Genomic DNA, 25793 nt, shown 5'->3' on the forward strand with positions numbered 1-25793 from the left:
ATGCTGCATCGTCGCGTTTGGCTGTTATTTTTTCTCTTCTGTTGGAGTTTGTGTTGGACGATTTGGCCAGTACAGGCAAAAAACTCAACGCTGATTCGCGGCGTCTGGCTGACAACCAATGATTTACCGATCCTGCGCGATCGCCCGCGGTTGGAGGCAACCCTCAATGATTTACAGCGGTTGAACTTCAACACTCTCTATCCCGTTGTTTGGAACTCTGGCTATGTCAGTTTCCCCAGTGCCACGGCCAAGAATCTGGGCATCCAACCCTTTGTCCTGCGGGGAATCCAAGACTACGACATTCTCGGAGAACTCACCCAGCAGGCGCACTGCCGTAATCTCTTGGTCATTCCTTGGTTTGAATTTGGCTTCATGGTGCCAGAAACCTCAGAACTCGCCCTTGGCCATCCAGACTGGCTTACCCAAGGGGTCAATGGTCAAACCACTCGCTTAACGGCGGCCGGGGAAGTGGCGTGGCTCAATCCCTTTCATCCGCAGGTACAAGCCTTTCTCACTAGTATTGTCCTTGAGGTGCTGCGGCAGTATCCAGTGGATGGTGTACAGTTTGATGACCACCTCAGCCTGCCCGTGGAGTTTGGCTATGATGACTACACCCGTGCCCTCTATCAGCAGGAAACCCAAAACCCCGTTCCCGAGAATCCCCGTGATCCCGACTGGATGCGCTGGCGTGCCGACAAACTCACCGCCTTTGTGCAAACGTTGCGGCAGCAGGTCAAACAAGAATTTCCCAATGCCATTTTTTCCGTCTCACCGACCACATTGCCCACCGCCTACCAGACATTTCTCCAAGATTGGCCGCAGTGGGTCGCCCTCGGACTCCTCGATGAAGTGATTGTACAAGTCTATCGCTACAATCTTGCCAGCTTTGTACAGCAGTTGACTCAGCCGGAGATGCTCCACGCCCAAGCCAAAATTCCCACCGCCGTTGGTGTCCTTACAGGGCTACGTACCAACCCTGTGCCCATCGAACTGGTGGATGCTAAGGTAGAAGCCGCGCTGCGATCAGGGTTAGGGGTGTCCTTTTTCTCCTTTGAGACGTTATGGGGGCGTGGTCCTGAACCGCGCGATCGCCGCCAAAATACACTTCGCTTCCATTTTCGCCAGCCCCTGCCAAGGCGATTGTTTGCTCAAGCCTGTCCAACTCCCTAGAGCTTACTGCCGCACTCTGGACAAAAGCGATGGGTCGAAATTGTCTTTGCCCCACAGTTGGCGCAGTAGATCAATTCGGCAGCCTTTTCCAGCACCTTCCGTTCCGGCAGCCCCAGCATTTGGGAGTTGGCCTTGCCGGGGGCCACCATCGGGTAGCAATTTTCATCGCGGGTGACATGGGCATCCAGTAGCACGGGGCCATCGTAGGCCAAAACCTCTTGGACAATTGCATCCAAATCGTGGCGATCGCTCACCCGCAACCCCTTAACCCCGTAGGCCTCCGCCAATTTCACAAAATCGGGCATCCCCTTGGCCATATTGGAATGGGAATAACGCTCCTCGTAAAAGGCTTGCTGCCACTGGCGCACCATTCCCTGCCAAAAATTGTTAATAATCACCGTCTTGACAGCAATACCGTACTGAGCCAATGTGGCCAACTCTTGGGAATTCATTTGAAAACTGGCATCGCCACTAATACAGATCACCTGTTGATCGGGTAGTGCCACCTTCACCCCCATTGCTGCGGGCATGCCAAAGCCCATCGTGCCCAAGCCAGCACTGGAGATCCAACGCCGAGGGCCATTTTTCAGGAATTGCGCTGCCCACATCTGGTGCTGACCCACATCAGTCGTGTAGTAGGCATCAGGCGCATGGCGGCCAAAGGCAACAATCACCTCTTGGGGTGAGAGTTCACCACTGGGCTGCGGCACGACAAGGGGATAGTCCTCTTTCCAGACCTTGATGCGCTCGAGCCACGCTTGGGTGACGGGTTCAATGGCTTCACCACTGTCTTCAATGTGCTTGAGGAGTTGCTGCAGCACCGGTTTAACGCTGCCAACAATCGGCACATCCGGCACGCGGTTTTTGCCCACCTCGGCAGGATCAATGTCAATGTGAATCACCTTAGCGCGGGAGGCAAATTCATCCAGCTTACCGGTGACGCGATCGTCAAACCGCGCCCCCACGGCAATTAATAGATCACACTCACTGACGGCAAAGTTGGCATAGGCGGTGCCATGCATCCCCAACATACCCACGGAGAGGGGATGGGACTCAGGAAACGCCCCCTTGCCCATCAGGGTTGTTGTCACCGGAATCTGGAATAGCTCGGCTAACCTGAGCACCTCCTCGTGAGCACCCGCTGTAATTGCACCGCCGCCCACATAGAGCAAGGGTCGCTTGGCCTCACGAATCAGTTGAACCGCTTGGGCAATTTGGCGGACATTGCCGCGAATCGTGGGACGATAGCCCCTTAGCTTGACTTGCCCCGGCTCGATCGGTTCATACTCACAGACTTCTAGGCCGACATCCTTGGGAATATCCACAAGCACAGGCCCTGGCCGACCGGTGGTGGCAATGTAAATGGCTTCAGCAACAATCCGTGCCATGTCCTTGGCTTCGCGCACGACGTAGGAGTGCTTGACAATCGGCAGCGTAATGCCAAAGATATCCGTTTCCTGAAAGGCATCGGTACCAATGGCGGAGCGAGGCACCTGACCGGTAATTACCAGCAGCGGAATGGAATCCATGTGGGCTGTGGCAATGCCTGTCACTAAGTTCGTCGCCCCCGGCCCTGAAGTACCAAAACACACCCCCACTTGACCTGTGGCACGAGCGTAGCCGTCAGCGGCATGGGCTGCCCCCTGTTCGTGGCGTACCAGAATGTGCTGAATGATTCCCTTTGACTCAGCACGGTACAGTTCATCATAAATCGGTAAGATTGCGCCACCAGGATAGCCAAAAATATGCTTAACGCCGTGACGGCATAGGGTATCAATAAGAATGTATGCTCCAGTTGCTTGCACAGGCCAACCTCGTCAGGCAGTGGTGGTAGATGTTTCTAAATTCTAATTTTTCAATTAGGGTCTCGGCAAGAGCGCAAAGGCTTGAAAGCATTGAATTCTTGGCCTTAAACTCCTCAATGCTTAACATATCTTTGCAATTAGTAGCTGCCTCTCCTTGCTGAAAGAACGCTGTTGATTTAGTTAGGTAAAATGCGCATTAAGGTTTGGCCATACTCAATTGGTTCAGCATTTTGCACCAAAATTTCCACCACTTGGCCATTAACTTCGGCTTCAATTTCATTCATCAGCTTCATGGCTTCAATGATGCAAACCACTTGGCCTTTTTTGACTGTATCGCCCACTTCGACAAAAGGGGGTTCATCGGGAGCAGGGGCACGATAAAAGGTACCTACCATTGGCGCCACAATATCCACGGTTTTACGGTTGGCGGGAGGTGGCGTTGGTTCCGGATCGGGGGTAACAGCTGGAGGGGGCACAGGGGTGGGCGTGACGGTTGATGCAGGAGCTGGAGCCACAACCACGGGGGCGCTGCCACTGATCTGCTCACGCTTGCGGAGTTGAAGTTCCAGTTCGCCACTCTTAAGGTTGAGTTCGGTGACGCTGGTTTGGTCAAACATTAGTAGCAGTTCGCGTACTTGGTTGAGGTCAAGCTCCACACCCATTACTCCTATTCGCGGCCAAGATACGTATCTGAGCGAGTATCAATGCGAATCCGCTCGCCGACAGAGATAAATAACGGTACCATGACTTGGGCACCGGTTTCGACAATGGCGGGTTTCGATCCACCAGTGGCAGTATCCCCTTTAACCCCCGGATCGGTTTGCACCACTTCTAAAACAACGGAGTTGGGTAGCTCCACCTCAAGGACTTGCTCACCCCATTTGACAATATTGACTTCCATGCCTTCTTTGAGATACTTGGCGCGATCGCCCATTTGTGCGGGCGTGAGGCGAGCCTCTTCATAGCTTTCCATGTCCATAAAGACATAGTCTTCGCCATCTTTGTAGGTATGCTGCATGGTGCGTTTTTCAAGGGTGGCTTGGGGAACGGTCTCGCCGGCGCGGAAGGTGCGCTCAATCACGTTGCCCGTTTGCACATTCTTCAATTTTGTGCGCACAAAGGCTGAGCCTTTACCGGGTTTGACGTGCAAAAATTCGACGACTCGCCAGACGGCACCATCCAGCTCAATACTTACACCGGGGCGAAAATCATTACTGGAAATCATGTCCTACCGTGCAGTTCACCAAGCTATTATTGTATCCTTGAGCGTTGCCCTTCCTAAACATTGTTCAGCAGATTTCCCTAGAGTCAGATCCATTGCCATCCCTTGCAATTCCCAAAGGGCGATCGCCCATGGGGATGATAAACTGAAGCTGTTAATCTCATTCATGATCCAAGGACACTAACAATGGCTGCAACCCTTGAACTCAGTCAAGAAAACGTCGAAAAAGTCCTTGATGAGCTCCGTCCTTACCTGATGGCCGATGGCGGTAATGTGGAATTGGTGGAAATCGAAGGGCCGGTGGTACGGCTGCGCTTACAGGGTGCCTGTGGTGCTTGTCCCAGTTCGACGATGACACTGCGCATGGGTATTGAGCGCAAGTTAAAAGAAGCGATTCCAGAGATTGCTGAAGTCCAACAGGTTCTTTAATCTCGCTGGCTGCTGGGGAGAGATAGAACGTGGCGATCGCGATCCAGTTAACGCCAGATCAGATTGATCGTCTCGATTTATCTCCCCTGCAACAAGTCCTTGCTCCTCTGATTGCAGAGCGGCGGCTTTTAGAGCATCACCAAGCGCTGCGTTTTCTTATTGATTATCCTCGGCCAGCGGATGAACCTGATCTAGAGCTTTCGGAATTGCCAGCTGTGCGCCTTTGGTTCATTCGTGCTGATGTCTGCTACCCATGGTTGCCCTATTTACTCGATTGGTCAGCAGGTGAGTTGGTGCGCTATGGGGCAATGCTGGTGCCCCACGAATTTCATCCGCAGCAGGGCATTATCTTTAACCCCCAAGCCCTTGATATCTTTGTGATGGCCAAGGTCTTTACCCTTTGGCAATGGCTTCAGGGACAGGGCTATCCTGCTGCTGAAAAAATTAAAGGCATGGCAGCGATGTTTGGCTATGAGCTAGATACGGCTCTTTTTGACCTCCTTGAGTTTTGAAGGCTCCCTAGCGCTATGGCGGTCATCGCACTGGGGATTGATTTTGGTACCTCGGGAGCGCGGGCGATCGCCATCGATCCTGAAGGCAAGATTCTCGCCACTGCCCGTCGTCCGTTGCACCAGCCCGATCGCCCCCAAGAATGGGCGGCAACTCTGCGGGCGTTGATTTTAGATATTCCAAGCGCTATCCGTCAGCAAATTCAGCGGATTGCTATTGATGCCACCTCTAGCACCGTTTTCCTCTGTGATGCTCAGGGGCAGCCCTGCTCACCCGTTCTCCTCTACAACGACGATCGCGCCCAAGATCAGGTTCAAACGCTGCGGCAGATTTTAACCACGGATCACCTAGTCCTGAGTGCCACCAGTAGTCTCGTTAAGCTGTTGTGGCTCCAGACCCATTACCCCACGGTCAACGCTGTTTTGGTACACCAAGCGGATTGGCTGGCCTTTTTGCTCCATGGTCAACTGGGCATTTCCGACTGGCACAATGCCCTGAAGTTGGGCTATGACCCGGCAAAGGAAGCTTACCCCGACTGGTTCAGCCACCCCACGCTTGCGTCCTTGCAGCCCCTGCTCCCTAAGGTCATTCCCCCCGGTACAGTTCTGGGAAAGGTCACAGCCACCGATTTAGGCTTGTCTTTAGAGTGTGAGGTGTGTGCCGGTACCACCGATAGCATTGCCGCCTTTTTAGCGAGTGGTGCCTCGGAGGTGGGTGAGGCGGTGACATCTTTGGGGTCAACCCTTGTGCTCAAGCTCTTGAGTGCCTCTAGGGTAGAGGATTTGGCAGCAGGTATCTACAGTCATCGCTTGGGCGATCGCAGCTCGCGCGCCGTAGGCGATCGCTGGCTAGTCGGGGGTGCCTCCAACTGTGGCGCCGCAATTTTAGCCCAGTTTTTTACCCCAGCGGAACTAGAGCGCCTCAGCGCCCAAATAGATGTCAATCAACCCACGGGGTTGGACTACTATCCTCTGCTCAAGCGGGGTGAGCGCTTTCCCATCAACGATCCGCATCTTGAACCGCGCCTAGAACCCCGACCCGACGACCCTCGCCTCTTTTTGCAGGGACTTCTCGAAAGTCTCAGCCGCATTGAAGCCCAAGGCTATCAACAATTACAACGTCTGGGTGCCTCGCCCTTGAAACGGGTCTGGACGGCGGGGGGCGGTGCCCGTAATCCCGCATGGTTAGCCCTCCGCCAGCAATACCTAGGGGTTCCCGTGGCCGTTTCACCTCAAACAGAGGCCGCCTATGGCGCCGCCCGTCTGGCTCAAGCAGGCCTGAATTTTAACTAGGGTAGAGTTGGGCCTGAATTTCTGACTTCAGCCGATTGAGGATATGGCGCTGATCCAACTGGCTGAGGATTTGTTGCACTACGGTTTTCGGCCCAGCAGTTCCCCAGCCTGCGCCGTTGGCAAAGTAGGTTTTGGCTACTTGTCCCATCGTATAGGAGGCAAAGCCAGCAATCCCCGCTTGGGTCATGGCGACTGAGAGGTAAGGGCCAAAGGCAATGCCGCCACTCATGGGCGTAGCTAATCCCAACAGTCCCTTGAGGGAACTGAGTCCTAAGTTGACAGCAAATTCCCCTAAACTGATGCTGCCCATGGCGAGGGCGATTGTTTGTAATAGCTCCCTGGCGCCTGCTTCTGTGAGTTCAATGCCGTAGAGGCGCGAGAGTAGTTGAATCGTGGTCAAGTCAATGACGGCACTGCTGACCATATCGAGCACGGTGACGGGGTTGAGGGCGATCGCCAGCGCCTTGGCGACAGCTCCTTTCCAAATCAGTTGGTTGGCCTCCTGATCCCGCAGTTCCAGCTTGTAGCGGGCTAATTCTTCACTGACTTTATTGGCAAAAAGCATTGAGTTCAGGGCAATCAGAGCCTTCCCTTCGCGATTGAGCACCTCCAAGATCTTTTGCTTCAGGGGTTCCACTTGGGGAGCACCGACGGTCATTTTCACCTGTACTCGTCCTTGGCGATCGCGATTCACTTGGGGGACAAGGGGCGCTGCCGCTACCATGACAATCTCTTCGGGGGAGAGGAGTTCTTTGACGCGCTCATCGCGGATTTTGTTATAGATGGCCTCGCGATCCGCCTCTGGATACTGATCCACTTTGTTAAACACTAGAATCATCGGCTTGCCTGCCTGCCGCAACTCACTGAGGGCTTGGTACTCAAGACGGGTCAAATCCCCGGCAATGACAAAGAGAATCAAATCCGCTTGGGCTGCTACCTCCCGTGCCAGTTGCTCCCGTGCGGCGCCATTGACTTCGTCTAACCCCGGTGTATCAATGAGGCGGATGGGATTGCCACGCTGAGCTTCCGAAATTTGCCACAGGGCACTGGCTTCTTCTTGAGTGACGCCATGAATCGGCCCAGTCGCAAAGTAGGGTTCCCCTAGCAGCGCATTTAGTAGGGAGGACTTTCCCCGCCCCACCATACCAAAGACGGCAATTTGCACGACACCATAGTGGAGCTTGTCGAGCATTGCTTCGAGGTCAGCGATCGCGCGGGCGAGGGAGGCTTTTTCGCTGCCAGTCGCTTTGCACTCGAACAGGAGTTTTTCAAGGGCACTTTTGGCCGCTTCATAGCTGCGGGCGCTTTGATAATCATCAAGGTCATCAATCGTGCCTTGAAGTTCCTTCAGCAGAGAATTCGCTGGCGATCGCTCTATCACAGATGCAACACTGACGTTACAAAGATTCGCTTTTTATTCTAAGGGCAAGAACGGGACTGGTGCGATTTGAACGCACGACCTAGCGCTTAGGAGGCGCTCGCTCTATCCGACTGAGCTACAGCCCCAAAGAGATACCTTCTATCCTAGCGAGTTTTGATCGCCCCTAAGCTGCTGTCGCCACTGTTGCCCTCAGGGCATCAATTTCCTGAAACAAGCGCTCTAGGGGTGCATTGGGTTCTAAAAACGAGAAGAGATGCTTGTAGCGCAGCTTACCTTCCTGATCAATGAGAAACTGTGCGGGCAGTGGTGCCCCCAAGGCTTGACCCGTGCGGTATTTGCGAAAGACTTGGCAACTGGGGTCATAGAGCAGGGGCATCTTCAAGGCCATATCGTCCTTGACCTTTTGACTTTGCTGGGCATCGGTACTGGTGATCACAAGAACGGCTACTCCCTTGCCTTGGAATGTTTCATAGTGTTCATTCAAGGCCTTGAGATAGGGGTAGCACAGCGGACAGTATTGATGCTCCGTAAAGATACGAGTAAACACCAGTAGGAGCGGCTGCTCTTGCCACACCGTTGAGAAGCGCACGGGCACGGTTAGCCCTACGCCGGGTAGCTCCCAATCAGGAACCACTGCACCCCGCTGTAGTTGATTTTGGGGTGGCAGTGGCCACGCGTTCTGCCAAAACCGCTCATTAAAGAGGCCACTGAAGTTGGTGGAGGTAAAAAACGGTAATTGAACAGCCATGGCGCCCTCGCTGGTGGCTCAACATTTTCCTAGCGATCGACAGATCCCATAATCACATCGATACTGCCAAGGATAGCAACAATATCCGCCACTTTCATCCCCTTGAGCAACTGGGGCAGGACTTGCAGGTTATTGAAATCCGGTGGACGAATCTTCCAGCGCCAAGGGAAAACATTATCATCGCCAATCAGGTAAATCCCTAGCTCCCCTTTCCCCGATTCAACCCGCACATAGTGTTCGCCTTTGGGAATTTTGAAGGTGGGAGCCAGCTTCTTGCCGATGTATTGGTAGTCAAAGCCATTCCACTCCGACTTGGCACCCTCGAGCATCCGCTTGGCTTCGAGGTTTTCGTAGGGACCACCGGGCAAACCATCCAAGGCTTGGCGAATGATTTTCACCGATTCGCGCATTTCTTGAATACGGACAATGTAGCGGGCAAGGCAATCACCTTCTGTGGCCACAGGTACATCCCAGTCAAAGTCGTCATAGCACTCGTAGTGATCCACCTTGCGCAGATCCCACTTCACCCCAGAGGCACGGAGCATCGGCCCCGATAGCCCCCAGTTGATGGCATCCTCACGGCTAATTTTGCCCACCCCCTGTAAGCGACGCACAAAGATGGGGTTGTTGGTGATCAGGCGCTCGTACTCATCCACTTTGGGCAGGAAGTAATCGCAAAAGTCGCGGCACTTGGTTACCCAGCCATAGGTGAGGTCGGCGGCCACTCCCCCCATGCGGAAGTAGTTGTTGTTGATGAAGCGCATGCCTGTGGCAGCTTCAAAGAGATCGTAGATGTATTCCCGCTCACGGAAGATGTAGAAAAAGGGTGTCTGGGCACCGACATCCGCCAAGAAGGGGCCTAACCACAGCAGGTGATTGGCAATGCGGTTCAACTCCAGCATGATTACGCGGATATAGCTGGCGCGTTTGGGCACAGGAATACCAGCCAACTTTTCGGGAGCGTTGACGGTAACCGCTTCGTTAAACATCCCGGCGGCGTAGTCCCAACGACTCACGTAGGGGATGAACATAATGTTGGTGCGGTTTTCAGCAATTTTCTCCATGCCGCGATGGAGGTAGCCAATCACCGGCTCGCAGTCAATCACATCTTCGCCATCAAGGGTCACCATTAACCGCAAGACCCCGTGCATTGAGGGATGGTGCGGCCCCATGTTGATGACCATGGGTTCTGTGCGAGTCTCTATCGTGGGCATAGATGGCAGTTCCGCTAGAGGGTTGGACGCTTACTTTACAGCCCTTTTCTAAAATGTGGCATACATGAAGGGAGTGCAATTTCCTCCCATAGTGGCTTTCGCGGTTTTAAGCCTGTTCCATCTGTGAAAAGGGCTGTTCTTTTGATATGCTACACAGGTTTTCCCCGCTTGCCAATTCAAATTTGCTTATGGCTTAGATAACGGTGCCATCGGGGATCATGGCATTTTTGATAATCACCACCACCCCGCTGCGGATATAAAATCCTTGATCTTCACGGTTGGATTCTTCAACATGGTCTTTGTTGATGATTTTGACATCGTGGCCAATGGAGGCATTTTTATCGACAATTGCCCCGCGAATGACACTGTTGGCACCAATGCCGATGGGAATTTTATGTTGCAACAGGAGCTGGCTGCGCTGCGCCGAGTCTTGGTAGTAGTCGGCGCCCATCAGCAGGGAATGATCAATGACACAACCGGATTCTACGCGCGATCTCACCCCCAAAACGGAATGGTGAACTTGGCATTCCTTAAGAATGCAGCCCTCGCTAATGATTGACTCGGTGATCGTGCAACTGAGAATCTTACTGGGGGGTAAATAGCGGGGACGGGTGTAGATGGGGGCGTTTTCGTCGTAGAAGCTAAAGGGTGGTTGGGGTTGTTGGGTGAGGGCAAGGTTAGCCTCGTAGAAGGATCCAATCGTGCCAATATCTTCCCAGTAGCCATTAAAGACGTAGGTTTGGACAAGATGAGAACGGGTCGCAGCGGGAATGATTTCCTTGCCAAAGTCCGTGGCATCGGCCATCTGTTGCAGCAGATCAATCAGCACTTGCCGCTTAAAGACATAAATCCCCATTGAGGCAATGTAGGGTTTGCGATGGGCTTCCTCGGCACTAAGGCCATAGCGGGTTGTGTCCACGCGCATATCCCGTAGGGCATCACCGCTGGGTTTTTCGCGGAATTCAATAACTCGCCCTGTGCCATCTACCTTAATCAAGCCAAAGCCAGAGGCGGCTTTTTCATCGACGGGCAAGACGGAGAGGGTAATATCGGCGCCCGTTTCGCGATGGCGCTGCACAAAAAGGCGATAGTCCATGCGGTAGAGGTGATCTCCTGAAAGAATCAGGTATTCATCCACGTCCCAATCGGCTAACAGCCACAGGTATTGACGCACCGCATCGGCAGTGCCCTGAAACCAGTTGGGATTTTCTGGGGTTTGTTGCGCTGCTAACACTTCGACAAAGCCGCCCGTCAAGCCGGGGAAGGTATAGGTACGAGCAATATGACGGTTGAGGGAGGCCGAGTTGAATTGGGTAAGGACGTAAATGTTATTGATTTCGGAGTTGATGCAATTGCTCACAGGAATATCAATGAGGCGATATTTTCCAGCAAGGGGAACCGCAGGCTTGGCTCGACGCTTGGTCAAGGGATAGAGACGTGTGCCGGCACCGCCCCCAAGGATAATCGCCAAGACTCGTTTCATTGAAAACTCCATCTGAACGGCCACATCAACAGTGTACGCTGTGGTGGCACTTCTCTTTGCGAAGGGGACGCTTTTTGGTAAAGAAGCCGCGCAATGGCATGATAATGATACTTGGTCGTTGATCCCAAGCGGAGAGTAGCAGCATGGGATTTGTGGATATTGCGATCGCTGATTTGGCAGCGGACTACGGCGTCTCGGTCGAAACCGTCTGTGGGTTGTGCGATCGCTTGGGTATTCGCTATACCAGTCCGCAAACGCGCCTGCCCCTTGAAGATGCCAAAGCAATCATTTTGGCTTTGACGGACTCTGCTACACCGACCGATCAACGGGACACATCACCGCACTCGTAAGACCTGCTTATTGGGAGAACTATGTTAAGAAAATCCATTTGGCTTGCGGTCGCCCTTTGCCTCTGCCTCTGGCAACTGACCCTAGGTACAGCACTGGCCGCTGAACTGACCCCTGACGTCCTGACCGTTCCCCTCAACAGTGAAGGAAAAACCATTACCCTGACGGAAAAGCAATACTTTGAGGGTAAGCGTCTCTTCCAGTATGCTTGCGCCTCCTGCCATGTGGGGGGGATCACCAAAACCAACCCCAATTTGGATTTGCGCACTGAAACCCTGGCTTTGGCCACACCGCCACGGGATAACATCGAAAGCTTGGTGGACTATATGAAAAACCCCACCACCTACGATGGTGAGCAAGAAATTGCTGAGGTGCACCCCAGTCTGCGCAGTGCCGACATTTTTCCCAAAATGCGGAATTTGAACGAAAAAGATCTGGTGGCGATCGCCGGTCACATCCTCGTCGAACCCAAGATTCTTGGGGATAAATGGGGAGGCGGTAAAATTTACTACTAGTCACAACTCAAGAAGGATCTTCCCAACTCATGCACCAACCTCACTCTCGGCTTCGGCCTGTTGTCTGGCTCTGCAGTGGCCTACTGTTCTTGCTGCTGGGCTGGGCGATCGCCCCGGCAACGGCGCTGGCGGCCTCTGGGGTAGATAACTATGTGATCCAATACCTGAAGGTCACAGATACGGTGGAACTGCCCCTCAATGACGGCGGTGAGACCAAAACCTTTACAGCCGTGGACTTGACCCGTGGGAAACGGCTCTTTGAGGAAAACTGCAAAAACTGCCACGTTGGCGGCAGTACACTCCCCAATCCGTTGGTCTCCCTCTCCCTGAAGGATCTCAAGGGAGCCACCCCCCCACGGGATACAATTACCAGTCTGGTGGCCTTCCAGCGATCGCCGAGATCGTACGATGGCAGCGAAGAGAGTTATTCCTGCCGCCGCGTGAGTGAGGACTGGTTGACCACGGAACAGCTTGAGACCTTAGCTGCCTTTATTTTGCGAGCGGCAGCCGTGGCGCCCGGTTGGGGCGTAGAAAGCTTTCCGGACAGTGTCCCCTAGGTTGGGAACTTTGCTACACTGACCTTTGGTGAACCTTGCACCCCTTGATTTTTGGGGCTTTATCCATACCCTGACGCATTCCATGAAAGGAGAACTCCGTTGAAAAAGCTATTCATTCGTGTTTGCGCGATCGCGATCGCGCTGTTTGTCAGCCTCACCCCTGCGGCCTTTGCAGCAGATTTAGCCAATGGTGCCAAAGTCTTTAGCGGCAACTGTGCAGCCTGTCACATGGGGGGTGGCAATGTGGTGATGGCCAACAAAACCCTGAAAAAAGAAGCCCTTGAGCAATTTGGCATGTACTCCGAGGATGCCATTATCTACCAAGTGCAGCACGGCAAAAATGCCATGCCCGCTTTTGCTGGTCGTCTCACCGATGAACAAATTCAAGATGTGGCTGCCTACGTGCTCGATCAAGCCGCCAAGGGTTGGGCAGGCTAAGATTGCCACCGTCTGAAAAAACGATTGATGAAGGGTGTAGGCGTAGGTGCTACATCCTTTTTTTATTCTGTGACTGCCCTCCAAGTCCTGCAAAGATAGATGTTGTGTTCTGCATCCCCTAGGGAATCCTCTCTAGAACCAGTGCAATTCATATAATGATGAAAGACTTGCTCCTACAAAAAGGCGGTACACTTGGGCTATGCCTGCTGCCCCATTGCCAGCAAATGAACCGGAACGGCAACGTGCCCTTGAGCAGTATCGAGTCTTAGATACGCCTCCGGAACCGATCTTTGATGAAATTACGAATTTAGCGGCAGCCATTTGCGAAACCCCCATTGCTTTGATTAGTCTCATCGATCGCCAGCGGCAGTGGTTTAAGTCCAAGGTGGGGCTAGATGCCTGTGAAACCCCTAGGGATATTGCGTTTTGTGCCCATGTGATCCTTCAGCCAGAACTGGTGGTGGTACCGGATGCTCGGCTGGATCCCCGCTTTGCCGATAATCCCGTTGTTACAGGGCCGCCCTATATCCGCTTCTATGCGGGGATGCCCTTGATGACGCCCGATGGCTATGGCATTGGTACCCTCTGCGTAGTGGACTATAAGCCGCGTGAGCTAAACCCCGTTCAACAGCAAACCCTGCGCACCCTTGCTCGCCAAGTCATTAGTGAACTGGAAATCCGCCATCACTTAGAGGTTACCCAGCAACAACTGGCCTACATTCAGCAGATGAGCAGCCTCCAAGAGGCGGTCTTCAATAGTAGTAATCACGCCATCATTGCCACCCGTACCGATGGCATTATCACGCTGCTGAATCGAGCTGCTGAGGAATGGCTAGGATATTCTGCCTCAGAACTGGTGGGTAAAGCAACGCCAGAACGTTTCCATGATCCTCAAGAGGTGGAGCGCTATGCCCAGATCCTCAGTGCGCAATTGGGAGAACCCATTCCTGCGGGGTTTGAGACTCTCGTGGCTCGGGCGCGGCGGGGCTTGGCCGATGAGCAGGAGTGGACATTTGTACGGCGGGATGGCTCTCACTTCCCTGTGTCTCTGTCAGTCACCCCGATTCATGATAGCCAAGAGCAACTGATTGGCTTTTTGGAGTTAGCGGTTGATATTACCGACAAGAAGCAAATTGAGGCAGAGCTGCGACTGCGGGAGCGAGCGATCATTGCCAGTACTAATGGCATTGTGATTACCGACTACCGCCAACCCGATAATCCAATTATCTATGTGAACCCCGCCTTTGAGCGGATGACAGGATACCGAGCAGCGGAGGTGATTGGCAAAAATTGCCGCTTTTTGCAGGGGCGCGATCGCCATCAACCGGGGGCTGAAGCCATTCGTAATGCCATTAAAAAAGGCCAATCCTGCCGGGTGGTGCTGCGCAACTACCGCAAAAACGGCCAACCCTTCTGGAATGAACTGGCCATCTCGCCGATTTATAACGAGTTTGGCGAAATTACCCACTACATTGGCATTCAAAGTGATGTCACCGAACGGCAGCGGGCACAACTGTTTTTACAGCAGCAGGTGAAGCGCACGCTCCTGCTCAATCGCATTACTGAGGAAATTCGCCAGCAAATTGAACGGGAACACATCTGTCGTACAGCAGTGCAGCAGGTGGGAGCAACCCTCAATGTCAGTCGTTGCCTCTTATTTGTCTATCAGGAGAATGCCCCTTCGCCGATGGAATTGGTGGCAGAGTATTGTGCGCCGGGGGTGTCCTCCGTCAAGGAATGCCCTCTCGATTTGAGCCAGATGCGGGGAGCGTTTTTGGAATCGGTTTTTGCCTCTGATGAGGTGTTTAGCTGCGAGGATGTGGCAACAGACAGTCGTCTAACCTCACTTCATGAGTACTGCGAAGTCCTGAGTGTGAAATCTGCGGTGATTGTGCGCACGGCCTATCGCAATCAAGCGAATGGTTTACTCATTTTGCACCAGTGCGATCGCCAGCGGCGGTGGACGGCGGCCATTAAAAGTTTGCTCAAGAGTGTGGCGGCACAGGTGGGGATTGGCCTTGCCCAAGTACAACTCCTTGAACAGGAAACCCGCCAACGTCAGCAACTGCAACAGCAAATGCAGCGGGCGTTGCTTCTGAATCAAATTACTGAACAGGTTCGCCAGAGCCTCGATACGGAAACGGTGTTTGAAACAACCGTCACCCAAATTGGGCAGGCCTTTGGGGTCAGTCGCTGTTTAATTCACCGCTACGAGCCGGGGCCACCGCCGCGTATTCCCGATGTGGCTGAATACCTGCAACCGGGCTACCCCTCAATGAGGGGGGTCAGTGTGCCCGTGGAAAACAACCCCCACGCCTTGGAGGTTCTCAGGAGTGATGCCGCTGTTGTTTCCCACGATGTGACTCAAGACCCCCTACTGGGCAATGCCATTGAGCTGTGTCATCAACTTCAAATCAAGTCAATGCTGGCTATTCGCACCTCCTATAAAGGCGTACCCAATGGCGTTATTGGCCTGCATCAGTGCGATCGCCAGCGGCAGTGGACTCCCGATGAGATTGAACTTCTGGAAGCAGTGGCCGCGCAAGTGGGGATTGCGATCGCCCAAGCGGAACTCCTGCGCCATGAACAGCAGCAGCGCCAATTATTGGCTCAGCAAAACCACGAACTCGAACAAGCCCGCCTGCAAGCAGAACTGGCCAACCGAGCCAAGAGTGAGTTTTTGGCCACCATGAGCCATGAGATCCGCACCCCCATGAATGCGGTTTTGGGCTTTACGAATTTGCTCTTGGATACGCCCCTCAATGAGCAGCAGCGGGATTTTTTGCAAACTCTACACCAAGCCGGCGAGGCACTCCTGACAATTATTAACGACATTCTTGACTTCTCGAAAATTGAATCGGGCAAACTGGTGCTAGAGCAGCAGCCCTTTGATGTGCGTGAGTGCGTGGAGGATGTCCTGAGCCTATTGGCCAGCAAAGCCGAGGAGAAGGAGTTAGAGTTACTTTACACCTGTACCCCCGAAACCCCTGCCCAAGTTAAAGGGGACGTGACCCGGCTGCGGCAAATTCTCGTTAACTTAGTAGGCAATGGGATTAAGTTTACCCACCAAGGTCAAGTGCTCGTCCATGTGAGCGCGGTCAAGCACGAGGGCAAGGATTTTCTCCAATTTCAAGTTCAGGATACGGGCATTGGCATTCCCAGCGATCGCTTGGATCGGCTCTTCAAGCCCTTTAGTCAAGTGGATGCCTCGACGACGCGCGAGTATGGCGGTACCGGCCTAGGCCTTGTGATCAGCAAACGCCTCTGTGAGTTGATGGGCGGCAATATGTCCGTTGAAAGTGTCGAGGGGCAGGGCACCACATTTACATTTACGATCCTCGCTGAAGGACAAAAACCCTATGTGCCGCCGACAATCCATGCTGCTTTGGCAGACAAGCGGGTTCTTGTAGTGGACGACAATGCCGCCAGCCGCGATAATCTCTGTACATTGCTGCAAAACTGGGGAATGGTTCCCGTCGGATATGGAGATCCGCAACTGGTGCTAGAAGCACCGCCCCAGTGGGATGTGGCAGTCATTGATTTGAATATGCCGCAAATGTCGGGGCTGCAGTTGGCAGAACGCTTGCAATCACAGGCCTCTTGCAACCAACAACCCATTGTCCTGCTCACTCCCCTGAGTTGGCTGGAAACCACCAGTCGCAAAGAGCTGATTACAACGCATATTCCCAAACCGATTCGCCCCCTCACCCTCCGGCAAACGCTGATTAGAGTACTCAGCAGTGAGTCAGCGACCCAACCAGCACTGACAAGAACCGGTATTGATCTGAACTTGGGTAGCCGTTTTCCCCTACGCATCTTGCTTGCCGAGGATAATGCGGTGAACCAGAAGGTGGCGTTGCATATTCTCAAGCGGATGGGGTACCGCGCTGATGTGGCGGCCAATGGCCTCGAGGTGCTTGAAGCACTGCAACAGCGCCCCTACGATGTGGTGCTCATGGATGTGCAAATGCCAAAGATGGATGGCCTCGAGACCACCGAACGCATCTGTGCCCAATGGCCTCCCAGCCAGCGTCCTTGGATTATTGCCATGACGGCAAATGCCCTAGCTGGCGATCGCGAACGCTGCTTTGCGGCGGGGATGGATGACTACATCAGTAAACCGATTAAAATTGAAGCCCTTGCCGCGGCCCTCAACCGCTGTCGCTGCCTCAGTCCCAAGACCACCTATCCGCAACTGTGTGAGCAGATCAGCTTTGAGGGTGATCAGAATACAGCAGAGTCTATGACCTAGAGATACTTAGCCAAGAGCAGATGCAGTTTCTCCTTGGTGGCTGCGGGTACCTTGTCAAGGGGAGTGAGAATGGCATTCTTTAAGGCACGGTGGGCTTTAGAGGCTGGTGGATTGGCATGGAGGCGTTTGACGGTTTCACAGATAATCGCTTGGGCATTTTTGACATTGCGCTGTAAGTTGTCAATAATCATCTCCACTGTGACTGAGTCATGCTCGGGGTGCCAGCAGTCGTAATCGGTAACGAGCGCCAGCGTTGCATAGGCAATCTCCGCTTCACGAGCTAATTTGGCCTCTGGTAGGTTGGTCATACCAATCACCGTTCCGCCCCAAGAGCGGTAGAGATTCGACTCCGCAAGTGTCGAGAAGGCAGGCCCTTCCATACACACATAGGTACCTTGGCGGTGCAGGGTGACATCGGGCAGGTTGAGATCGGCGATCGCATCAGCAAGAACAGCAGCAAGGGCAGGACACACCGGATCGGCAAAGCCAATGTGCGCCACAATACCCTCACCAAAGAAGGTGGAAATGCGGTTACGGGTACGGTCAATAAACTGATCGGGCACCACTATATCAAGGGGTTTCACCTGTTCCTGTAGGGAACCCACCGCAGACGCAGAAAGCAGGTACTCGACCCCAAGGGATTTGAAGCCATAGATGTTGGCACGAAAGGGAATCTCCGTCGGCAGTAGATGGTGATCGCGGCCATGACGTGCCAAAAAGACGACTGGAACCCCAGCAATCTTGCCGCAAATAAAGGCATCGGAAGGATCACCAAAGGGCGTAGTCAGACGTACCTCTTCGACATCGGTGAGGGCCTCCATCTTGTAGAGACCACTACCGCCAATAATGCCAATTTTTGCAGTCATGGAGATTCCTAAAACACCAATCGGCAATAGCTTAGCACTAGTTGCCCCAATTTTGATGGTTTAGAGGCTACCGAGGGGGTTGAACTGGTAGTTGGAGCCTTTAGGGCCATTGGGTCCCGGTGCTGCTTGCACCAGAGGAACTCGATCAAAGGTACCACTGGCGGTTTGCCCCTGAATTTGTACCCCTTGGCGGAGCAGTTGTTGGGTGCTGGCGCGATCGCCCCCTTGAACCATCGCTTGGGCAAGGGCTTGAGTTGCATCGTAGGCGGTTGTGGTGCGCCAACTAATTTGCCCCCGCCACGCTTGTGCGGCCTGCTGCGCAAAGGGATCATTGGGGTTAGTACTCCAAGGCACTGCTAGAATCATGCCATTGATGGCACTATCCCCCTTGATCAGTAAATCAGGGCTGTAGAGTTGATCACTACCAAACAACTGCAGGGGGGTAGTTTGGGTTTGATTGGCAATAGCAAGAGCAACGGCATCATTCACCCGGGCGCGACTCATGGCCAAAATGACCACATTGGCTCCCGCTTGCTGTGCTGTGGTCATTGCTGTATTGGCATTAAAGCCGGGGGCGGCCACATCCATCTGTTGCACCACTTGCGCACCAAACCGAGGCAGAGCAGCGACTAATTTAGTTTTCAGTTCATCACTGTAGGGACTATCGCTGTTGTAGAGAACAGCCACTTTGGCATTAGGGACTTTTTTCGCAGCGGCTTGGGCGAGGGTATTGGCGGCATTGTCAAGGTAGGTATTGAGGAGTTGTTGCCCCTTTTCACTCAAAGATAGGGTTTGCACTTGAACCGTGCCGTTGTCTTGGGGGATGACATTCGTGGTCAGGGGAGAAAGGGCCGCAATCCCCGCTTGCTCATAAACCTGTAGAGCGGCACGACTATTGGCGTCGGTGCCATGACCTAGTACCCCTTGGATTGAACTGTTGATCAAATCTTCGGCCAAACTGGTCACACCATTGGGGCTGTTTTCATTGACAATGGCGACTTCAAGGGCACGACTGGAGCCACTGGCATTAAAGCGCTCTTGGTACTGAGCGACCCCCCGCAGAATTTCCTTGGCAGTATCGGGGCTAGTACCAATGGGAACAACGGTGGCCATCGTCATCGGGTTGCCGGCTTGGCGAGCACGGGCATTGTTAAGATAAATGCGCGCCTCTGGATCATTGGGATCGAGGGTGACGAGTTCTTGATACTTGGCGATCGCCTGTGCCCAATCTCCCTGATCAAAGGCAAGGGCGGCTTCTTGCTTCAGGGCTGCTCGCTGCGGATTGGGTTCACTGATCAGGATGCGCTCCCCTTGGCTAATATAGGCTGTGTTGCGGGCAGTGGTTTTGCTCACCAAGTGGTTGCCACTGGTTGTCCCTCCTATCGGCAGTGGCGTAGTGCCGTTGCGGTTGGCAATAAAGATTCGATAGCCAAGGAAACCAATACCACCCGCGAGTAATAGAACCACCCCAAGGGCAGCAGCAACTAGCGGTAGTTTCCACTTTCCAGCCCCAGCAGCACTATTACCACTGGCAGGATTCATGGCCTCACGGGGTAGTCCACAGATGTCACAGTCGGGGCCAAAGTTTTCATAGGGGGGGTGGGCACCGCTGGCATTGGGGTAGGATTTACCGTTTTTAGGTACGCCATCGCACTTCCAAGAACCGGGAGATGGTGCCATGATGCCCCCCTTTCAAGTGAATTTGGATCAGTGTACTGTCCTAAGCACGGGCAAGAACAGGATTGTCGTCTTCGGCATCTTCGGTGTCGGCCTCTTCTTCAAGGACAATCGTCATGAAGCGGAGGATGTTTTCATTGAGGCGCATAGCGCGTTCTAGGGGGGCGATCGCCGTCCCAGCAGCGGTATAGGTCATCAGAATGTAGTAGCCCTCCCGCAGTTTCTTGATCGGGTAGGCAAACCGACGCTTGCCCCGATTTTGCACCTTAAGCTTTGTCGCACCCTGTTCTTCTAAAAAAGTGCGAAATTGGCTAATGGTTTGTTCCAGTTGTTCTTCGCCCACATCAGGACGAACAATATAGAGCGTTTCGTAGTTCCGTGTAATCATTGAGGTCAACTCCCTTTGGACAAATGGCCTTTTGACGGATGCAAAAAGCAAGGCTTTATAATTTTAGCACCGCAGTTTGCCATTCTTGGCAAGGAAAAAAGGGGACTAATTCACTATGGTGGAACGGTTTGTGCGGGTACAGACCACGGGGGGACAGATTCATTACGGCACACTGCAACTCAACCGCGAAGTGATGATTTGGGATGCGGCACCGTGGCTCCACGGCCAACCCACGAACCAAGTCCTCAGTCCCGATAGCTATCAACTCTTGGCTCCCTGCTCCCCCTCAAAAATTGTTGCTGTCGGACGCAACTATGTGAAGCACGCTGCCGAAATGGGCGATAGCGTGCCCCCTGAGCCATTAATTTTTCTAAAACCACCGACAACGGTTCAAGCCCCCGGCTGTCCCATTTGGTATCCGCCCCAAGTAAAGCGGGTGGACTATGAGGGGGAATTGGCGGTGGTCATTGGTCGTCGTACCCGTGCCTGCCCTGAAAATGAAGCTCTTGAGCATATTTGGGGTTACACGATCGCCAACGATGTCACGGCTCGGGATCTGCAGCAGCGGGAGCAGCAATGGACGCGGGCCAAGGGGTTTGACACCTTTTGCCCCCTAGGACCTTGGATTGTGCGAGAGGTTCCTAGCGATGCGCGGTTGCAAACCTTTATTAATGAGGCCGCGCAACCCGTCCAATCAGCAACGATTGATCAAATGGTTTTCTCACCCGCCAAGTTGGTGAGTTTCATTAGCTATGTGATGACACTGCTGCCGGGGGATGTGGTATTGACGGGGACACCCGCAGGAATTGGTGCATTACAGGTGGGCGATCGCGTGCGCGTCGAAATTGAAGGCATTGGCAGCCTCCTGTCGGTAGTCACAACACCGGAGACCCCTTGGACACCCCCCTTAGGTCGCGCCTATTAGGAATATCCCTCTTTAATGACTTTAGGCGGATGAAAAGACACATTGTCGGCTCCATTGATGCACCAGTGGACAGATATAGCTATTCCAATCAAGAATGAGACATCATCCAGCACAATACTTGCGAATCACTTCATCAATCGAACTGTTTGACCCTGCATACATCCGCGCTCGCTTCAACGCACTGAAGTCGTGCTCAATCACATTCAAATCAGGAGAGTATTTCGGTAAAAATAACACCTCGTGACCCGCCGCTTTCACCACTGCCTGAATCACCCCTTTCGGATGAATCGGTGCATTATCCATCATCAACAACGACGGTCTCTTTAATGCCGGCAAACAGTACTGACTCAGCCAGCTCATAAACCCTACCGCATTCAAGTATCCGCAAAACAGCATTGGGGCGATGAAGTCTTTCTGGTGTCTATACCGTCCTGCGACTAAACTCTCTCTTTTCTGACGCTTCCCCGCTCGCTCTCCATCAATTCGTTCGCCTCGCGCTGACCACCCATACTCACACTCCACCCCAGAGTCAAACCCCGTCTCATCGATATAGACTACCGTTTCCTCCCCATGGCTCTCTACCCATGTGTCGAGCTGTTGTTGATACGCTTGCCGCTCTGCCTCACACCCTTCTTGGTAGCGTATCTGTTTTTCTTTCGAGTGATGCCCATCCGGTTGAGGGCGTAACTAATGGTGGAAACTTGGACGCCAAATCGCTGGGCACGGTCGATTAAACGGTCATCGGGATGGGCAGCAACATCGGCTGCTAAGGCCGCCCAATCCAGTTTCCAAGGACGACGGGGGACAACCGTGGGCGCTAAGTTCTCTCGCTTCAGCCAGCGATGGATGGTGGCGCGGCTCACCTGAAAAATTTGAGTCGCTTCACTGATTTTGCCACCTTGCTGGATGTAGGAGACAACCCGCTCTCGTTAGTCCAAGCTATAGCTCATATTCTTGAGTAACATTCATGACGCTTTGAGTATAGCCTATCCCTCTTGAAAATATCTCACTCTCTTTCGAAATAGCTATAATGTTACAAAGAGCTGGTCTGAGGCCGTGGCCACCCATTTTGAACGGCAATTACAACGTCTGCGCAGTGACTTGCTGCGACTGGGAACACTGGTGGAAAGTGCCTGTCAGTTGGCCTATGGTGTCTTGATTGAGCGACATCTCCTCAGTGTCGAGCAGTTGATCCAAAGGGAGCGGGACATTGACCGCAGCGCCCAAGAACTCAATCGTGAGGCGATCGCCCTGCTGACATTGCAAGCTCCTGTGGCCGAGGATCTCCGATTTTTGGTCATGCTCTCGCACCTCTGCCGCGATCTAGAGCGGATCGGCGATTATGCCCTTGAAATTGGCCGTGCGGGTCAAACGCTGCTGCGCTATCCACCCCCACCCTACCTTGAGGACATCCGCTTGATGTTCCAGCGATCGCAACTGTTACTATCGGAAGCCCTATCCGCCATTGCCAATTTGGATCCTGAGGTGGGGCTAGCCCTTGCCAATTGCGATGATGCCGTCGATGCCGACTATCAACGTCTTTATGAGCGACTCTGCACCCCTTTGGATCCGCAAGAACCAGTGGAATTGCGCTTAATCCTCCTGCTGCTGATTCGCAACCTAGAGCGCATTGGTGATCATGCGGTAACCATTGGCCAGCGCGTCTGCTTCATTGTGCGGGGGGAAGACCCCTAGGAAAAATTGACGTTTTATGCTCGCTGTGCGCTGAATTGCGTCCACAACCTTTGAGAATAGAACTAGTCCTAATTCATAAGTGTTGTCGTGCCTGTGCTCGAATCTGAGGATGGGCCTGTTGGGAGGTAAGGCATGAGGTTAAGCCGTCGTTCTTTTTTGTACGGTGCTGCGGCACTGACACTGATGCCGTGGGTTTGGCAAACGGCAGGCGGCTCCTTGGCAGACTCTCTTCGTCCGTGGCGAGCACTCCTGATTGGCATTAACCACTATCCCCAGTTAGTGGGTGTGCCCCCTTTAGGCGGTTGTCTAACGGATGTTGAGCTAGTGAAAAACCTATTGCTAGATGGCTGGGGGCTAGCGGACAGTGACATTACGCTACTGACGGAACAGGCGGCAACCCTCGATGCGGTTCAAGAAACCCTAGGGGTGCTGGAGCACGCGGGTCAGCCCCTGTTAGTTTACTTTAGTGGCTACGGCACGCTTTGGCAGCAACAACCAGCACTGGTTTTCGCCGATGCCACAGCAGCAGGTGAGGGCATCTTACCGCTTGCTGAATTACTGCGTACCAAAGGGGTACAGGTATGGCTCGACACCCGCTTTAGCCCGCCACCCATTGAGGGGGAGATGTTGCGCTGGCGATTTGTGCCGTTGCAGCCTGTAGAGAGCCGTGGCGCAGGCCGAGTTCCCAAGGATCATCTGCTTTGGGCCGATTTGGGGGTAGAAACGCACCTGAATGGCGTTCCTATGGGACTCTTTACTGCTAGTTTGAGCCATTATCTAGCGGCTTTGGGGGGCGATCGCCCTTTGGCGACGAGCCTGATGTACACCGCCGATGAACTGCGCTGGCAAACCGGGGCAGAAATTCATCTCGTCAGCGATAGCTTGCCGGGGAATGTCCCCCTATCCCACGGCTTTGACGGTGTGGTGCAAAGTACCGGTCACGATCGCGCCCTTCAGGTTTGGTGTGGCGGCCTCAGTCCTTGGCTATTAGCCCATTGTCATCCCCACAGTCGTTGGAGCACTGCTGACGGTGCCACGGTCGTTGACATGGTTAGTTTTAATGGCATCATGGCTCAGGGGGTAAGTGGTCAGCCCCTGCAAGTGGGCGATCGCCTCTATGAGCAACAACGGCGCCTAGGGAAAAATCTGCAGGTACAAGTGGCACTAGACCCCAAGCTGAGCAAAATTGAGCGCGTAGATGCCATCAATGCCCTGACCAACGAAGAGAACGTTGCTGTGCTCAACGGCAGTGAGTCGCTGCCAGATGTGGTTCTCACTAGAAGTGCCACAGGGGGTAGCTATGGATTGGAATGGCCGGTGGGAACATTGCTTCAACACAGTTGTAGTGGTACCAATGAAGCTGCTAAAGCCGGCATCCGCCGCTTGAACCCCCTGCTGAATGCCCTGCTGGCTCAAAAATGGCTGACACTGACCTTGAACCCCACCTCTAGTCAGGTGGCCGTGTGTACAACCCTTGAGCAACTATCGCCAATGGCAAAACTCTTAAGCCGCCAATCCCCACCCCGCAGCCCCAATCCCCTGCCAGATGTCCTGAGCACCAAGCTGCCAGCCACGAACTTAGACACGCCCCTCACCTTGGCCAAGGGGGATACTTGCCGCTGGAGCCTCTACAACTATGGCGATCGCCCCCTCAACATTGTCGCCTTTGCATGGGATAGCAGTCAGGGCATTCTCCTCCTGCCGCTGCAAACACAGTCGTGGCAGTTGGCGGTTGCGCCGGGCTTGAATATTCCCCTTTATACGTGGACGCTGAATCGCCCTTGCCAATGGCTGAAGGTTTTTATCATCAGCAGCCACCGCCCCCTGACTCGTTTTAGTCAACTGAGTAGCCACCCTAGCCATTCAGAGCCATTGCTAATTTCTGGTGAGGATAGTCTTGCCTTGGTTCTCGGTCTGCTAGGGGATCTCAGCAGTGAACCGGAAGGGAATGAGTTTTGCTTGGATGTGCGGGAGTGGTGTACCCAAGGCTTCACGCTGCGGGTGGTCTAGGCCAAGCGCCGCCGCAACAGGGGTTGAATGAGTAGGCTCATCCCCACGGCAACCGCCAAAAGAATCAGCAGCGCTGCTCCCAAGCTTAGGGATCCCCAAGGCGCCACCATGACCACATCACTAAACTGCCAGTCAGGATGTAAATAGACATAGCGAATCGGTTCAATCGCCAAACTGAGGGGGTTGAGGCTGGCAATCCACTGCAACCAGCGCGGCATAAACGACAGGGGCACCAAGGCAGTACTGGCAAAGAGTAACGGCAGGTTGATCACAAAAATCACCGCCAACAGTTCAATGTGACCGGGCAAGGCAAAGGTGAGTCCCAGACTCAAGGCTGTCACACCAAAAACCAAGATTAGTACGGTGGCCAAGACAACTCCAATGCCCGCTAAATTCGGTAGCCCCGTTCCTAGCAGCACCCCTAGGCTGGCGATCGCCACCACCTGAATCAAACTCAGGGTTGTGATGAACAAAGCCGAGGCCAACACAATTGAAAACCGCGAAGCCAATGGCGCCACCAACAGCCGATTCAAAAAGCCAAACTCACGGTCAAACATCACCGGCAGCCCCGCATTGAGGGCACCACTAAAGGCGGTAAACACAATAATGCCGGCGCAGAGAAACTGGCCATAGTTGGAACTCTCGCCAAACAACCCCTGCGGCACATTCTGGAAGAGAGCCCCAAAGAGGATCAGCCAAATCAAGGGTTGTACCACCCCCGCCACCAGTGTTGAAGGGCGCCGTTGCAGTTGGATAAATAGGCGACGGGTCAAAGCGAGCGTTTCCTGAATGAATTCACCTGAGAAAATACCGGGAACAGCCCTTGCTGAAGCGGTGGTCATAACGCAACTCCGAGATCAAACCTGTT

At 53.6% G+C, this 25793-nt stretch carries 23 protein-coding genes, 1 tRNA gene and 1 pseudogene; 12 read left to right on the forward strand and 13 right to left on the reverse strand.

What is annotated here, in order from left to right; genetic code table 11:
* Complete coding sequence (locus tag RHH27_RS03020; protein WP_302678813.1) at window positions 1–1170, forward strand: glycoside hydrolase family 10 protein; 1170 nt, start codon at window positions 1–3, stop codon at window positions 1168–1170.
* Here RHH27_RS03020 and ilvB read toward each other — a convergent pair.
* The 3 genes from ilvB to efp form a co-directional block, all read right to left on the reverse strand.
* Entirely contained in the window at window positions 1167–2975 is a 1809-nt protein-coding gene (gene ilvB / locus RHH27_RS03025; protein WP_302677323.1) for a biosynthetic-type acetolactate synthase large subunit, read from the reverse strand. The two genes, RHH27_RS03020 and ilvB, sit on opposite strands and share 4 nt — an antisense overlap.
* A 176-nt stretch (window positions 2976–3151) precedes the next feature.
* Window positions 3152–3631: an acetyl-CoA carboxylase biotin carboxyl carrier protein gene (accB, locus tag RHH27_RS03030; RefSeq protein ID WP_206201594.1), complete on the reverse strand. Its 480-nt coding sequence runs from the start codon at window positions 3629–3631 to the stop codon at window positions 3152–3154.
* A gap of 11 nt (window positions 3632–3642) precedes the next feature.
* Window positions 3643–4200: an elongation factor P gene (gene efp / locus RHH27_RS03035; RefSeq protein ID WP_149820380.1), complete on the reverse strand. Its 558-nt coding sequence runs from the start codon at window positions 4198–4200 to the stop codon at window positions 3643–3645.
* Between the two features lie 183 nt (window positions 4201–4383).
* Between efp and RHH27_RS03040 the strand changes: the two genes are divergently transcribed.
* From RHH27_RS03040 to RHH27_RS03050, 3 genes are read left to right on the forward strand one after another with little or no spacing between them, the layout of a single operon-like run.
* A complete protein-coding gene (locus RHH27_RS03040) occupies window positions 4384–4626 on the forward strand; it encodes a NifU family protein (RefSeq protein WP_206201015.1) in 243 nt (80 codons plus the stop codon).
* A 29-nt stretch (window positions 4627–4655) separates the two neighbouring features.
* Window positions 4656–5138 carry a CRR6 family NdhI maturation factor gene (locus RHH27_RS03045; RefSeq protein WP_206201016.1) on the forward strand — a complete coding sequence of 161 codons (483 nt, stop codon included), beginning with the start codon at window positions 4656–4658 and terminating at the stop codon, window positions 5136–5138.
* Between the two features lie 15 nt (window positions 5139–5153).
* The gene (locus RHH27_RS03050; RefSeq protein ID WP_302678814.1) at window positions 5154–6428 is read left to right on the forward strand and encodes an FGGY-family carbohydrate kinase; all 1275 of its coding nucleotides are present in this window, start codon (window positions 5154–5156) and stop codon (window positions 6426–6428) included.
* On the opposite strand, the gene RHH27_RS03055 is transcribed toward RHH27_RS03050, so the two are convergent.
* From RHH27_RS03055 to RHH27_RS03075, 5 genes are all read right to left on the reverse strand, one after another.
* Window positions 6421–7809: a GTP-binding protein gene (locus RHH27_RS03055; RefSeq protein WP_302678815.1), complete on the reverse strand. Its 1389-nt coding sequence runs from the start codon at window positions 7807–7809 to the stop codon at window positions 6421–6423. The genes RHH27_RS03050 and RHH27_RS03055 overlap by 8 nt on opposite strands.
* A gap of 51 nt (window positions 7810–7860) precedes the next feature.
* Window positions 7861–7934 (reverse strand) — tRNA-Arg (locus tag RHH27_RS03060).
* A 38-nt stretch (window positions 7935–7972) separates the two neighbouring features.
* Complete coding sequence (locus tag RHH27_RS03065) at window positions 7973–8557, reverse strand: peroxiredoxin family protein (RefSeq protein WP_302678816.1); 585 nt, start codon at window positions 8555–8557, stop codon at window positions 7973–7975.
* Between the two features lie 29 nt (window positions 8558–8586).
* Window positions 8587–9771, reverse strand: a complete 1185-nt coding sequence (locus RHH27_RS03070) for an NAD(P)H-quinone oxidoreductase subunit H (protein WP_149820368.1) — start codon at window positions 9769–9771, stop codon at window positions 8587–8589.
* A gap of 193 nt (window positions 9772–9964) precedes the next feature.
* A complete protein-coding gene (locus RHH27_RS03075) occupies window positions 9965–11254 on the reverse strand; it encodes a glucose-1-phosphate adenylyltransferase (RefSeq protein ID WP_302676858.1) in 1290 nt (429 codons plus the stop codon).
* A gap of 143 nt (window positions 11255–11397) precedes the next feature.
* Here RHH27_RS03075 and RHH27_RS03080 point away from each other — a divergent pair, with 143 nt between their 5' ends.
* The 5 genes from RHH27_RS03080 to RHH27_RS03100 all read left to right on the forward strand — a co-directional run bounded on the left by RHH27_RS03080 (window position 11398) and on the right by RHH27_RS03100 (window position 17364).
* Complete coding sequence (locus tag RHH27_RS03080) at window positions 11398–11604, forward strand: translation initiation factor IF-2 (protein WP_206201021.1); 207 nt, start codon at window positions 11398–11400, stop codon at window positions 11602–11604.
* A 21-nt stretch (window positions 11605–11625) separates the two neighbouring features.
* A complete protein-coding gene (psbV, locus tag RHH27_RS03085; RefSeq protein WP_302676857.1) occupies window positions 11626–12117 on the forward strand; it encodes a photosystem II cytochrome c-550 in 492 nt (163 codons plus the stop codon).
* A 29-nt stretch (window positions 12118–12146) separates the two neighbouring features.
* Window positions 12147–12674 (forward strand): photosystem II cytochrome PsbV2, encoded by a 528-nt coding sequence (gene psbV2, locus RHH27_RS03090; protein ID WP_206201023.1) that lies wholly within the window; start codon window positions 12147–12149, stop codon window positions 12672–12674.
* 99 nt (window positions 12675–12773) lie between these two features.
* The gene (gene petJ, locus RHH27_RS03095; protein WP_302678817.1) at window positions 12774–13112 is read left to right on the forward strand and encodes a cytochrome c6 PetJ; all 339 of its coding nucleotides are present in this window, start codon (window positions 12774–12776) and stop codon (window positions 13110–13112) included.
* A 199-nt stretch (window positions 13113–13311) separates the two neighbouring features.
* Entirely contained in the window at window positions 13312–17364 is a 4053-nt protein-coding gene (locus tag RHH27_RS03100) for a GAF domain-containing protein (protein WP_302678818.1), read from the forward strand.
* On the opposite strand, the gene RHH27_RS03105 is transcribed toward RHH27_RS03100, so the two are convergent.
* From RHH27_RS03105 to rpsF, 3 genes are read right to left on the reverse strand one after another with little or no spacing between them, the layout of a single operon-like run.
* Window positions 17361–18230 carry an S-methyl-5'-thioadenosine phosphorylase gene (locus RHH27_RS03105; RefSeq protein WP_302678819.1) on the reverse strand — a complete coding sequence of 290 codons (870 nt, stop codon included), beginning with the start codon at window positions 18228–18230 and terminating at the stop codon, window positions 17361–17363. The genes RHH27_RS03100 and RHH27_RS03105 overlap by 4 nt on opposite strands.
* Window positions 18231–18290: 60 nt before the next feature.
* Window positions 18291–19910 carry an ABC transporter substrate-binding protein gene (locus RHH27_RS03110; RefSeq protein WP_302678820.1) on the reverse strand — a complete coding sequence of 540 codons (1620 nt, stop codon included), beginning with the start codon at window positions 19908–19910 and terminating at the stop codon, window positions 18291–18293.
* Window positions 19911–19950: 40 nt separating this feature from the next.
* On the reverse strand, window positions 19951–20295 hold the full coding sequence (gene rpsF, locus RHH27_RS03115) for a 30S ribosomal protein S6 (protein ID WP_206201028.1): 345 nt from the start codon (window positions 20293–20295) through the stop codon (window positions 19951–19953).
* A 115-nt stretch (window positions 20296–20410) separates the two neighbouring features.
* Between rpsF and RHH27_RS03120 the strand changes: the two genes are divergently transcribed.
* Window positions 20411–21220: a fumarylacetoacetate hydrolase family protein gene (locus RHH27_RS03120; protein ID WP_206201029.1), complete on the forward strand. Its 810-nt coding sequence runs from the start codon at window positions 20411–20413 to the stop codon at window positions 21218–21220.
* A gap of 102 nt (window positions 21221–21322) precedes the next feature.
* On the opposite strand, the pseudogene RHH27_RS03125 reads toward RHH27_RS03120, so the two are convergent.
* Window positions 21323–22128, reverse strand: a pseudogene (locus RHH27_RS03125) (IS630 family transposase).
* Between the two features lie 148 nt (window positions 22129–22276).
* On the opposite strand from RHH27_RS03125, the gene phoU reads away from it, so the two are divergent.
* Both phoU and RHH27_RS03135 read left to right on the forward strand, forming a co-directional pair.
* Complete coding sequence (gene phoU / locus RHH27_RS03130; RefSeq protein WP_206201030.1) at window positions 22277–22915, forward strand: phosphate signaling complex protein PhoU; 639 nt, start codon at window positions 22277–22279, stop codon at window positions 22913–22915.
* 132 nt (window positions 22916–23047) lie between these two features.
* A complete protein-coding gene (locus RHH27_RS03135) occupies window positions 23048–24925 on the forward strand; it encodes a caspase family protein (protein ID WP_206201031.1) in 1878 nt (625 codons plus the stop codon).
* Here the strand turns inward: RHH27_RS03135 and RHH27_RS03140 are convergent.
* Window positions 24922–25767, reverse strand: coding sequence for an ABC transporter permease (locus RHH27_RS03140; RefSeq protein WP_302678821.1), 846 nt, complete (start codon window positions 25765–25767; stop codon window positions 24922–24924). The genes RHH27_RS03135 and RHH27_RS03140 overlap by 4 nt on opposite strands.
* Window positions 25768–25793 lie beyond the last annotated feature (26 nt).

The sequence above is a fragment of the Thermosynechococcus sp. PP555 genome, from assembly GCF_031583225.1.
Taxonomy (GTDB): Bacteria; Cyanobacteriota; Cyanobacteriia; order Thermosynechococcales; family Thermosynechococcaceae; genus Thermosynechococcus.

Coding starts and splice junctions, on each gene's coding strand:
- RHH27_RS03050 (WP_302678814.1), top strand. CDS start 5,154: ATGGCGGTCATCGCACTGGGGATTGATTTTGGTACCTCGGGAGCGCGG.
- RHH27_RS03080 (WP_206201021.1), top strand. CDS start 11,398: ATGGGATTTGTGGATATTGCGATCGCTGATTTGGCAGCGGACTACGGC.
- psbV2 (WP_206201023.1), top strand. CDS start 12,147: ATGCACCAACCTCACTCTCGGCTTCGGCCTGTTGTCTGGCTCTGCAGT.
- RHH27_RS03110 (WP_302678820.1), bottom strand. CDS start 19,910: ATGGCACCATCTCCCGGTTCTTGGAAGTGCGATGGCGTACCTAAAAAC.
- RHH27_RS03020 (WP_302678813.1), top strand. CDS start 1: ATGCTGCATCGTCGCGTTTGGCTGTTATTTTTTCTCTTCTGTTGGAGT.
- RHH27_RS03040 (WP_206201015.1), top strand. CDS start 4,384: ATGGCTGCAACCCTTGAACTCAGTCAAGAAAACGTCGAAAAAGTCCTT.
- RHH27_RS03070 (WP_149820368.1), bottom strand. CDS start 9,771: ATGCCCACGATAGAGACTCGCACAGAACCCATGGTCATCAACATGGGG.
- RHH27_RS03100 (WP_302678818.1), top strand. CDS start 13,312: ATGCCTGCTGCCCCATTGCCAGCAAATGAACCGGAACGGCAACGTGCC.
- RHH27_RS03140 (WP_302678821.1), bottom strand. CDS start 25,767: ATGACCACCGCTTCAGCAAGGGCTGTTCCCGGTATTTTCTCAGGTGAA.
- RHH27_RS03135 (WP_206201031.1), top strand. CDS start 23,048: ATGAGGTTAAGCCGTCGTTCTTTTTTGTACGGTGCTGCGGCACTGACA.
- rpsF (WP_206201028.1), bottom strand. CDS start 20,295: ATGATTACACGGAACTACGAAACGCTCTATATTGTTCGTCCTGATGTG.
- RHH27_RS03120 (WP_206201029.1), top strand. CDS start 20,411: ATGGTGGAACGGTTTGTGCGGGTACAGACCACGGGGGGACAGATTCAT.
- efp (WP_149820380.1), bottom strand. CDS start 4,200: ATGATTTCCAGTAATGATTTTCGCCCCGGTGTAAGTATTGAGCTGGAT.
- psbV (WP_302676857.1), top strand. CDS start 11,626: ATGTTAAGAAAATCCATTTGGCTTGCGGTCGCCCTTTGCCTCTGCCTC.
- RHH27_RS03065 (WP_302678816.1), bottom strand. CDS start 8,557: ATGGCTGTTCAATTACCGTTTTTTACCTCCACCAACTTCAGTGGCCTC.
- RHH27_RS03105 (WP_302678819.1), bottom strand. CDS start 18,230: ATGACTGCAAAAATTGGCATTATTGGCGGTAGTGGTCTCTACAAGATG.
- RHH27_RS03075 (WP_302676858.1), bottom strand. CDS start 11,254: ATGAAACGAGTCTTGGCGATTATCCTTGGGGGCGGTGCCGGCACACGT.